Raw genomic sequence first — 11502 nt, 5'->3', positions numbered from 1 at the left:
AGTTTTATATTTTTTTTGGAGGAAACAAAATAGGAAGAACAAATAATCTAATCGAAAGAAATCATTATAATTTACACAAATCTCGATCATTAAATTTTAAAAGCTATTTTAACGATAGAATAGGCAACCTTTAAGGTTCGTGCATTTAGATTTTTAATGATATTAGCTTTATCTGCTCCAGAGATATAGTTATTGCTATATTATTAATACTAGAATTCAAAATTATCTTCAATAACACTATTAGGGTTATCCTTAATTACTCTTGTTTGAGATATTCTATCATGTATTCCTACAACAGAAACAAAATATGAAATTGGATCAATAGGTATTAGCCTCGAAAATGTTCTTTTTAGTATTATATCTTTATTCGGCTTATATCCATTGTAAGTTACAACCTTTGTTTTAGTTATAAATTTTGCAAGCGTTTTTTGAAACTTAAACTCCATAAAACCGTAATAAAACAGAAACGTACTTAAATTAACTATTAGCCAAATAATAATATTTTCTTTAGGCAGGAGTAAAAGAATAAATTCTTCTAATAAACCGGTAATCATCTCAAACAATATTATATCTATCAGAAAATTATACATTCTAATATTAGGAGCAACAATATCAAAATCTACTACAAATTCATCAATGATTTTTTCCTCTTCATATTTAACTGTTTCAGCCACATAATCATAAGGCAATTGTCTTTTTGTCAATTCAGCTTTTGCTGCCTCTATGGCTAAAGCTGTATATTTATACCTTTCTACAGTTAATATCTTTATAAGCTGTTTATCTGATTGTTCAGACATCACTTTAGCAAATTCGTTTTCCATTTGATTTAATAAGTTAATGTTGATATTTAATCTACTGAGCATCAAAAAGCATTATTAATGCTATATATTATATATGGATCCGGAAGATTAAAATCCAGAGAAAAGCATTGGTAATTGAGTTATTAGAACACCCCTAATTTATCTTTCATAATTAAATAAAGCTGTTTAAAGCCATGCTTTTGTTTTATCTCTTAACATTTAACCCAATTAAATTAGTATGGTAATCAAAATGAAGCTATTCTTAACTTTATAGATTATCTGAATAAATACATCTAGTACCTTCAGAATGCTCCGCTATGATTTTTTCAATAAAATCTGTTTTTAAAATCTTAAGTTCGACATCTACTTGAGCATAACCATTTTTAGCATCTTTAAAAACAAGTAAAGTGGAAATACCATTGGCCGGAATAGACCTAAAACTATTACCATCTTCATAACTAAATAAAACTTCATTGCTAGTATTTAAGAAATTAACATAAATATCATATGCATATTCAGGGACAGTAAATCTCGTACGATTTTTAACCGTTATATTTCCAGATACAGTTCCAAATGATTTGGATAGTGTATGGTTTACTAAAACAGTGTTTTCTTCTATTCTTGTCTTTATGGAGTTTATCAAATCGTTATAATCCTTCTTGTTGATTTCACAAACTTGAGCTATTTCTAGATCATAATCCGTTAAAGCTATACAACCTATATTTTCACAATATTTATAAAGATTAGAGTTATAATACGCAGATAAGCCTTTGGAATTAACGATTTTAAACTCTCCATCTATTTTAATCAATTTAAAGAATAACTGATTGTTACTTCTTGATTTAGCAAAAATTTCTATACTTCCATCTTGCTTCATTATTGTTGATGTAAGCTCTAAAGAGTTATACTTCCAATAATTCCCATTTAATTCCCTAAAAGAAGGATAGTACTCGAACATTGATTCATAATTATCAACCAGAATATTAGAAATAAACGCATTTACTACCTCTTGAGCTAATTGCTTTTGCCGCTCTTCACTTTCACATCCTAATGATAAAATTAGGATAACTAATAAATAAAGTAGTTTTTTCATGGTTTACAGATTTAGTTCGTGTTTATATATTCAAATATAATTAAAACCACTCTATAGTGGTATCTTATTAATGGTAACAAATGATTTGAACTTTGATGTAATTTGCTGTATGGCAGTTGACCCAAAAAAGAATACCAAATCAGTTTATACCCAAGAGCAATTACTTAAAATAGGTGAAAGGCTAAAGGAGTTGAGAATTCAAAAAGGATTCTCTAACTATGAAAATTTTGCGTTTTCGCATGATTTACCTAGAAGCCAATATGGTAGATATGAAAATGGTGAAGACATGAGACTTTCTAGTCTAATTAAGGTATTAGAAGCCATGGGAGTGACTCTAGAGGAGTTCTTTAATGAAAATTTTAAGTAGAGTTACTATCTAATCCAATAGTATTAAAAAAGAAAAGAGCATACAAATAGCACACTCATTTCCTTAATTAGTTCTAAACTTCTAAATTGTAACTTAAAAGTTAAGATTAAATGAATAATTAACTTAAAATATTATTATTAGCTTCAAATTTTCTTAGCCATTTTTGCACACCTTCATCATTTCTATTGTACCATTGTGTCGTTATCGCGTAAACAAAACCACTTCTTTCAAACTGGTATTTCCATGTCCAACGCGCCATATCTGAATGATCTCGAATTACTTTGTTTTTAATTTCGTGAGATGCACTTGAAGGTACTCTGACCAATATCGGATAGTTATTATCAAAAACATTTTTAGAATAGGCTGAATCACATAACCTATCAAGTTCTTCCTGAGGAATATTTAAAGCTGCCTTTGATATTCTTATCTGGACTTCTTTATTATTGTATTTACTACCAGTACGCGGCTGATTACTATAGCTGCCAGAATTAAAAGTATAAACAGGTTTTGTTTTTAACTTTGGAGCAGTTACAATATTTTCGATTTTACCATTCCCATCATATTTTACATGACAGTCCTTGCATAACACCAGTATTACTTCTTCTATGGGATCATGTAGTTGAATAAACGCCTGCTCAAAAGCATTTAAATCTACTTCTACTAACCCTTCTTTCATGAAATTTTCAAGGGCTTGATCGATTAGCACCGATCTTTCCTTACCATGAACATGAGCAGCATCTAAACCTTTACTTTTTACTTCACTACAATGCTGACACTTCCCAATTGAAGTCTTATAGTTTCGGGTAATATACTGGACTAAATTCCTTAATCTGGGCCCAAAATACTTATTAAAATCCTCCTTAGGACCAATAAAAACAGGCGAATCATATTTTGGTTGACTTTCATTATTCTGCTTTAGAAAGGATTTAAAAAAATTCATAGTGCTTTATTTTTAGGCCACAACAGCATTTCCGTTTATAAGATCGATAATTTTAACGATTTCCACAACATATACAATGTTGTTTAACAGTTACGTTTTTCTGGTTCTAAATATGGCATGTGTAATAATTTGAATAAATCTTCTTCTTCACGGACAACTATTCGCTCTCCATCTATTTGCAGATAACCACTTTCACTTCTGTATCCCTGAAACACCCATCCAGAGGCTAATATATGATGTGAATAATCAGCACTTCCGGTTCTTAAAGCATAAATGAGCCCCCAATTATCCCGTTCTGCAAAAAATAAATCAAGCTTAATTCCTTCTGGCAGTATTCGCTGGGTGTATTTACATGGCAATTCACCTTTAACTTTTTCCCATTGGTTTACGACAGTCGCAATTCCACTTTCAAAAAGTCCTACGTCATATGGTTTTGGTATGGCTACTATTTCAATGTCCTTTACTTCCGGTTTTTTACGTCTTATACTTCCTGCTATTTCAATGCGTTCGCAGTGAGGAGCGAGTAATTCCTTTACTTTTTCTGCTATTGTTAATGCTTCTTCGAATTTCATAACTCTAATGGTTTATTAGTTTAAACTAGTTTAATTAAATCATCATCAACGGTTTACTAGTTTATGTGCTTATATATAAGCACTAAACTAAACCGATAAACTAACCTGATTTAAGGAGATTCCAGAGAAGATGTTAAAGTGTATTTGCTTTTGGGTTTTTCCTGATTTATCCAATTTCTGGAATTACATTCGGTAATAAATTCCTTGATTTGATTATCTCCCACATGTACTTTAAACAACTTTCGGTAGGACTCCTTTATTTGATTCACCAACTCTTTGTACCTAAAATCTTTTGTAACACTAAAGACATCTCTTAATAGCTTTAATTTGTCTTCAGTCTTAATATCCGCCAACTTGGTTTTTCGGTTGCTGATTGGTGTATTTTCTACAAAATCATCTACTGCCGTAGGTAGCCCGTCAACTATAGTAAATGCAAAGAGTCCAGGCTCTATGTCTCTGGAGTATTCTGCCTTAACAATTGAAATGGCTTCATTACCATTTTGCTTGGTTACAGAGAGTACGAGCTCGGCTTTATTAATCAATTCTGTGCCTAAATGGCCTCTAGCATACTCATTTCCTTTGTTTTGGTGCAATACTACAGAAATATGGATGTTTCTTTCCTCTGTCCATTTTAAAAGCTTACTTGCAATCATTGTAGCTTGTTCCTCATCGTTTATGGATGTGACCAGATCCCTAATTCCGTCAATTACTACAAAACCTATTTTATTATTGGCATATATTACTGCCTCTATAATTTCTAGGCGTTCTTTAGGTTCTAATGCTCGTAAGTAGTATACATATAGGTTTTTGATTTTGGCTTTTTGGGTTATCCTACTGATTCGCTTTGAAGATTGTTGGACATGATATTTACCTTGCTCCGTGTCGAAATACAGAACATCTCGCTTTTCTTCAGGCAATGTGCCTTTGTATCGACCAAGTATTAATTCGTTACTACTTGCAGCAGAAACAGCAATACCCATGTAAAAAGACTTCCTACTTTTTGCCTTACCGGTTACTAAACTGAAGTTACCTAGAGTTGCAATTGGCGAATAATCTCCAGAAGTAGAGTTTATCTGTTCTATGGCATGTTGAGGCGGTTGTAAGATTTCATCTAAACTAATTTTTAAGGCCTTTGCCCTTTTTAGTTTCTTTTCAATGTCAGGAGGCACTTTCATAACCTTATTTTTTTAATAAGGTTAGTGATTCCAGCAGCTCAGACCTCTTATAGTATCGACGAGCACCAATACCATAAGCTTTGACTTTGCCTTTGTTGGTCCACGCCCAAAGTGTTGAAGAATCCACCCGCAGAAACTTACACGTTTCTTCTCTTGTGAGTAGTTCTTCTGTAAATTTCGTGGATTCTAACTCTTGCTGTAGTTCTGTTACACTTTTCTTTACGGTTGAGCCTATCAGTTCCTGTAGCTCTTCTATTGATAGGTTTTCTAGGATTATAGAATTTGATTTCATAACATATGTTTTTAGTGTTATGTTCCAAAATTCTAAATAAAGCTTCGGTACGATATGCAGTACTGGTACTACTTCAGTACTATTTTTGGATAGGTTCTATTCAGGTGGTAAACGATCTGTAAAATGGGATATTACAGGAATTCCTTTTTCTTTACAATGATTTATTATTTTCATCATTTTATCACGTGAATTGAAAATGTTTTTATTCGCATTTGTGTTTTCTGGACTGTAATTTTTTAAAGTTCCTAACACAACCTTTTGCCAATTCTTATCTCCTAATTCTTCGGCTACAAGCGGTGCGGTATAGCTATTCTTTAAGCGCATTATACCATCCGAATTAACAGTATAATATTGAGACATCTCACCAGAAGCTAACATCACCCCTACTTTAAACCAAATTTCTTCTTTATATGTTTCTCCATTTTGTGCCTTCACTGAAACTATAAATTCTTGCTTTTGTTTTATAAAATCTAGAATCCTATTTATACTAGCAATATGGTTATCTACTTTATCCAGATCAAATCCTGAATTTTCAAGTATAGAAATATCGAAATGATCTTTTAATGTTTGAAATCCAAAAGATTTAGAGTTTGTTTTGTAGGTGTTTAAAATTTCAAGAGTTTCATTAAAAGTGTCAAAATCCTTTAGAAGAAAAAGAGATTCTGTATTGTCTTCATAATCATCTAAATATTTATCTAATCTACTTGTATAGGTGTTTATATAATTTTTTAGACTTTTACTAAGTACTCCCATTTTTAAAAATATTTTGTTAATTCCATTGCTATATCCTTATTGCTTTTTCCTATATAACTAAGAAACAAAGCCTCTGTACTATGACCTGTCACATAAATCAAATAGGACGTTGGGATGCTCCCGTAAAAATTGGTTGCGAAAGACCGGCGGCCGATATGACTGCTAACTAATTCAAACTTCTTATATAATCCGACCCTTTTTCGATAAATTCCGCTTTTAGGTTTAGTTTCGACCTTCTTACTTCCATGCACCAATTGATTGATTTCAGCTAATTCAGCTACAGTTTTAATGTAATTATTGTATTTTTGATCTGAAATTGGCTTCGGAAACTTACCATCTCTTTTTCCAAGTATTTCAATAACTTTTGGATGCAATGGAACCGTCATCAGTTTCCCTGTTTTCTTTTGAGTAAATTCAATTAAGTATTTACCTTTTTCCATCCTAACCATTTCGTGTGTAAACCTCAGAAAATCTGAAATACGCTGCCCTGTATAACAACTTATAATCAACCAGTCTTTGGCATTCTCTAAACTTTCGGTTAATTTGGATTTATCTATTTTTTCAATTTTTTCAAGTTCTTCAAAAGTTAAATAAACCTTCTCAACCTTCTGCCTATCTAAACGCAAACTATCTAACTGTGGATGTGTTTCTAAACCTAAGAATCGAGCATGCTTACAAAAAGTCTTTATAAACACTAATTCCCTTTGCATTGTATTTTGGGAATAACTTTGCTTTTTTAAATAGTCTACAAACTCGTTTTTAAAACTATCGTTAATATCTTTTATTAGTATTGGCTTTTTACGATATTTTTCCAACCTCTGTAATTTATGTTTAATCACTTTAAACTTCTTTACAGATGTATCCTTTAATTCATGTTTACGGTATTCTATATAAAAATCAATATAGTTAATTAAATTTTTAGGAATTATCTTTTCTTCTTTTGGTGGGTTATAATAGAGATCTACTTGAGTTTGTAACCAGTCTTTATCTACATTTTCTGGTTCTACCGAATTAAAAGCTTTTAAAATATGATTCTGAATTTTATTTAATTCCGCATTAACCTCTGTCTGCTTATTGGTTACAATTATATCCCTGGAATTCTTCTTATGATGCTTTTTCCAGTATTCCTTATCTACTTCGTATTTGGTTTTAGCTCCAAAAACATAATCTTTATCATTATGTCGATATAGCAATCTTACGTTAAGACATGCTTTATCTTTTGTTGAACGAAATAAAAAATTAACCGTTGCCATAACCAAAATTTTAACTGTACAAATATAAGATTTTGTACGGTAGTTGTACGGTAAAACCAAAAATCATTCAAATCGTCTCAAATCGACTCAATCTAAAATAATTAACAAAAACACGTAAAACCCTATTTTAACTAACATTAAAGCCGGTTTTACTTATTTTTTCGAAAACACAATTTTGATTTAACTATGCTCTCTCCGACTCCACTTTTAAGCCTCGAAAAATTTAAAATTTTTCGAGGCTTTATTTTTTCTTAACTTTATTACATGACAATAGCCAACACCCCAAACCTCCCTATTACACCGTAATATTTACATCTATAAAAACCGGTAATAACAAAGATTATGAAAAAATGGCAGAACTAATGGTTACCCTAGCCAAAGAACAAGACGGTTTTTTAAGGTATTGAAACCGCCAAAAACGAAACAGGTATTACCGTATCGTATTGGAAAGATTTAGAATCGATACGAAACTGGAAAAACCATCTAGATCATCAGGTCGCACAAAATCGAGGCAAACAGGAATGGTACAAAGCCTATAAAACAAGAATCGCTAAAGTAGAACGCGATTACGGATTTGAGAAATAAGCAATGGATGAATATCAAAAAATCTCAGACTCTTCTATACTTATCTCAAATTGTAAATGTCTGCTGAACCCAAAAGGATTGCTGTATTCAAGTTTTGTTACTCAAGATTACAGGAAATCTGGATATATTTCGAGCTGTACTGGTGATCGTGTGTATTTTTACTACCACAATTTAGAAAATATTAAATCTGAATTAGCAAAATACAGTTTTAAAAAAACAAAACTCTTTTCAATACATTACAAAAAATCTAATGGCTCCAGAGAAATGAAAAGTATTTTAATCACAAAAAACATTAATAATCCATTGCTTTGATAAACCAACTGCTATATATTACGAAAAATTTAATTTTCTATTAACCCCTGTATTTTATTTCAAAATGTACAAATCTCTTATTATTGTAGCTCTTTTCATTTTTAAAGTCACAATACTTACCGCTCAGAATAATACCATCAATCTTTCTGGACTATGGCATGTTTCGCTAAATAAACAGAAACCTAATATTGAGAACACTACTATATACAAACGAGAAGGCTCAATTAATTTACCATCCTCATTAGCTCAGCAAGGTTACGGTCTTCAAACTATTGGCTCCGATTTTGGTGTATTAACGCCTGAATATAAATATTTAGGTATCGCTACTTTTGAAAGAGATATTGAAATCCCGAAAAACTGGAAAAACAAACAAATTCAGTTACTTCTTGAACGTGTATTATGGGAATCTAAAGTGTTTATTGATGGCAACGAATTAAGTACTAAAGATGCACTGGGCACACCTCATATTCATAACCTTGGAAATATAGACCCCGGTAAACACCGCATAACCATTGAAGTTAATAACGATACAATTCATAATATTGGAGACAAAGGTCATGCTTATGGCGAATACACCCAAAGTATTTGGAACGGCATTGTTGGCCGTATGGAATTAACTGCTAAAGACCCAACTCATATTGAACAAATCAGAACATTTTCGGACATTGATAATGATAAATTGAATATTGAAACCAGTTTTGTTTCTGCTAAAAATGAAAAAACAAATATCACATTCGAAATTCGTGAACTGGGAAAATCTGACATTGTAAAATCTTTTGAAACTTCATTCACATCAAACATCGGAGAAAACAAAAAAGAGATAAGCATAAACCTAAATGGCTCACTAAAAAAATGGAATGAATTCAACCCAACAGTCTACATATTATCAACAACCATAAAAACAAAAAAATATGAAGACACACAGTTTACCGAATTTGGATATGTAAAAATTGGCCATAATAGTACACACATTGTTATTAATAATTCTCCAGTTTTTTTACGTGGTAATTTAGACTGTGTGCACTTTCCTCTAACAGGTTATCCATCAACAAAAGTTGAAGATTGGGAGAAAATTTTCAAAATCTATAAATCCTACGGTTTAAACCATGCCAGATTTCACTCCTGGTGTCCTCCCGAAGCTGCTTTTAAAGCCGCTAACCGGGTTGGAATTTATCTTCAGGCCGAAGCTTCTATATGGATAGACTGGTGGATGAGCGTAGATAATACAGAACGTGGTCGTCCGGAAATGAACACAAAAGGTTTCCCTCAAGGCTTAGGAAAAGACCCAAAAAGAGATCAATTCGTTATTAAAGAAATGAACCGCGTAGTTGATTTTTATGGAAACAACCCTTCATTTACAATGTTTTGTATTGGTAATGAGCTTGGAAATTCAGATTTCGACGTTATGAAACAATGGGTTAAAGCCTTAAAAGAAAAAGACAACCGCAGGCTTTATTCTGTGTCAACAGCTAGAAAAGTTACCGAAGTAGACGATTATATGGCTACCCATTATATTCAAGGCATTGGAAAAACACGAGGATTAAATGGCCCACACACCGATTGGGATTTTGAAGATACTTACAGCCAAATGAATATCCCGATTATTGCTCACGAAATTGGTCAGTGGCCTGTTTACCCGTCGTGGAGTGAAATTGACAAATACAAAGGCGTACTTAAAGCCAGAAACTTTGAAGAATTTAAAGCTATGGCTGAAAAAAACGGTATTGCCGATCAGGCAGATGACTTTAAAATGGCTTCAGGAGCATTAAATCAAATTATGTACAAGTACGAAACCGAATCTTTTTTAAGAACAAAAAGTTGTGCCGGGGTTCAATTATTGAGCATGCAGGATTATCAAGGTCAGGGCGAGGCTTTAATTGGCTGGCTAGATGCCCATTGGGAAAGTAAAGGCATCACTACTCCTGAAAAATTTAAATCGCATTTTAACGAAACAACACCATTACTTCGATTAGAAAAATTTGTCTGGACAAATAACGAAACGTTAAAAGCAGGCATTCAATTATCTCATTTTGGTCAATTCCCAATTAGCTCAGGAAACTTAATTACCGAAATAAAAACTGAATCAGGGGAAGTTATTAAAAAAGAAAAATGGGCTGTAAACAACTTATCGGTTGGGAGCCTTATCGATGCAGGAACAATTTCTATGCCGCTAAACGCCATATCAAAAGCTCAGCGATTAATCATTTCGGTTTCTTTAGAAAATACCAGTTTTAATAACGAATGGAATATTTGGGTGTATCCAACAACGTTGCCAGAAGCCGCTTCAAAAAACATTTTGGTAAGGGAAACTTTAGACGATAAAACAATCGAAGCTCTTAAATCTGGTAAAAATGTTTTATTACTGGCAAATCGTCTAGGAACAGAAGATAATAGTGTGAGTTTAAATTTTACGCCACTATACTGGTCTTTAACCTTTTTCCCAGGTCAAGGAAAAACCAATATTGGTTTACTTTTAAAAGACAAACATCCGGCTTTTAAACATTTTACTACGCAATACCATAGCGATTGGCAATGGGAAACAATTATGAAAGATTCAAAAGGTTTTATTTTAAACCAAACACCAAAGGACTACAAACCTATTGCTCAGGTTATTGATGATTTTCACAGAAACAACAAAGAAGGCGCTATTTTTGAATTAAAAGTTGGAAAAGGTAATCTATTAGTTTGCGGTTTCAATATTACTAATAAAGATCTACCAGTAGCAAGACAACTTGAATACAGCTTAAAAGAATATATGAATTCTAAGGATTTCAACCCTACACTTTCAATGGATATTGAATCGTTAAAAACGATGCTTCCATTTATCCCAACAGCTGAAAACATTACCGTTGAAGGTGATTTTAAAGATGCTATTTTACAGATAAAAGCCGCACAAAACCTAAACACACAAAATGAAAATGTAGCCTGGAAAATAGAACAGGATCAAATTCTTGTTCAAAAAGATGTAACCTATCAAGTTAAAGCGGATGGATCTTGGAAAGACAAAGAAGGATCTGCATGGCATGGAGAAGAAATGACCATTACCCTTAATTGTCCTGAAGGTATTCTTGGTAGCTTTTATGTTTTATTTGACGATTGGAACAAACAGAGTAGAGAAGGTTATGTAGAATTTGAAGGTCGAAAAGTACATTTAGAAAAACACAATGAAAATGGTGGAAAATGGATTAAATTTCATGTGATGCGAGAAGACAGTAACGATGGAAAACTTATTTTAAAAACTCAAGCCACAAGTGGTAAAAACCTAATGATAAGACAAATTGTTTTAGAAAATGAGTAAACTATTTCCTTTTTACAACAAAGCCCAGACACATTATGTATTTGGGCTTTGGTTTTATTTAC

At 32.3% G+C, this 11502-nt stretch carries 10 protein-coding genes; 2 read left to right on the top strand and 8 right to left on the bottom strand.

The genetic code is table 11. The features are described 5' to 3' along the window. Positions 1 to 209: 209 nt before the first annotated feature. Both ICJ84_RS03320 and ICJ84_RS03315 read right to left on the bottom strand, forming a co-directional pair. A complete protein-coding gene (locus tag ICJ84_RS03320) occupies positions 210 to 821 on the bottom strand; it encodes an RDD family protein (protein WP_188214933.1) in 612 nt (203 codons plus the stop codon). 247 nt (positions 822 to 1068) lie between these two features. Further along, positions 1069 to 1893, bottom strand: a complete 825-nt coding sequence (locus ICJ84_RS03315; RefSeq protein ID WP_188214932.1) for a hypothetical protein — start codon at positions 1891 to 1893, stop codon at positions 1069 to 1071. Between the two features lie 109 nt (positions 1894 to 2002). Here ICJ84_RS03315 and ICJ84_RS03310 point away from each other — a divergent pair, with 109 nt between their 5' ends. Further along, entirely contained in the window at positions 2003 to 2260 is a 258-nt protein-coding gene (locus tag ICJ84_RS03310) for a helix-turn-helix domain-containing protein (RefSeq protein ID WP_188214931.1), read from the top strand. A 118-nt stretch (positions 2261 to 2378) separates the two neighbouring features. Here ICJ84_RS03310 and ICJ84_RS03305 read toward each other — a convergent pair whose 3' ends face one another. From ICJ84_RS03305 to ICJ84_RS03280, 6 genes are all read right to left on the bottom strand, one after another. After that, positions 2379 to 3200, bottom strand: a complete 822-nt coding sequence (locus ICJ84_RS03305; RefSeq protein ID WP_188214930.1) for a hypothetical protein — start codon at positions 3198 to 3200, stop codon at positions 2379 to 2381. A gap of 83 nt (positions 3201 to 3283) precedes the next feature. Further along, positions 3284 to 3772 (bottom strand): hypothetical protein, encoded by a 489-nt coding sequence (locus ICJ84_RS03300; protein ID WP_188214929.1) that lies wholly within the window; start codon positions 3770 to 3772, stop codon positions 3284 to 3286. A gap of 110 nt (positions 3773 to 3882) precedes the next feature. Further along, positions 3883 to 4947: an AAA family ATPase gene (locus ICJ84_RS03295; protein ID WP_188214928.1), complete on the bottom strand. Its 1065-nt coding sequence runs from the start codon at positions 4945 to 4947 to the stop codon at positions 3883 to 3885. 4 nt (positions 4948 to 4951) lie between these two features. After that, on the bottom strand, positions 4952 to 5239 hold the full coding sequence (locus tag ICJ84_RS03290) for a helix-turn-helix domain-containing protein (RefSeq protein WP_188214927.1): 288 nt from the start codon (positions 5237 to 5239) through the stop codon (positions 4952 to 4954). Between the two features lie 96 nt (positions 5240 to 5335). Beyond that, positions 5336 to 5992 (bottom strand): hypothetical protein, encoded by a 657-nt coding sequence (locus ICJ84_RS03285; protein WP_188214926.1) that lies wholly within the window; start codon positions 5990 to 5992, stop codon positions 5336 to 5338. Positions 5993 to 5994: 2 nt separating this feature from the next. Continuing rightward, the gene (locus ICJ84_RS03280) at positions 5995 to 7245 is read right to left on the bottom strand and encodes a phage integrase SAM-like domain-containing protein (RefSeq protein WP_188214925.1); all 1251 of its coding nucleotides are present in this window, start codon (positions 7243 to 7245) and stop codon (positions 5995 to 5997) included. Between the two features lie 961 nt (positions 7246 to 8206). Here ICJ84_RS03280 and ICJ84_RS03275 point away from each other — a divergent pair. Beyond that, the gene (locus ICJ84_RS03275; protein ID WP_188214924.1) at positions 8207 to 11440 is read left to right on the top strand and encodes a sugar-binding domain-containing protein; all 3234 of its coding nucleotides are present in this window, start codon (positions 8207 to 8209) and stop codon (positions 11438 to 11440) included. Positions 11441 to 11502: the final 62 nt, after the last annotated feature.

The organism is Aestuariibaculum suncheonense (assembly GCF_014596935.1).
Lineage (GTDB): Bacteria > Bacteroidota > Bacteroidia > Flavobacteriales > Flavobacteriaceae > Aestuariibaculum > Aestuariibaculum suncheonense.
This window is presented reverse-complemented; position numbering and strand designations above follow the sequence as displayed.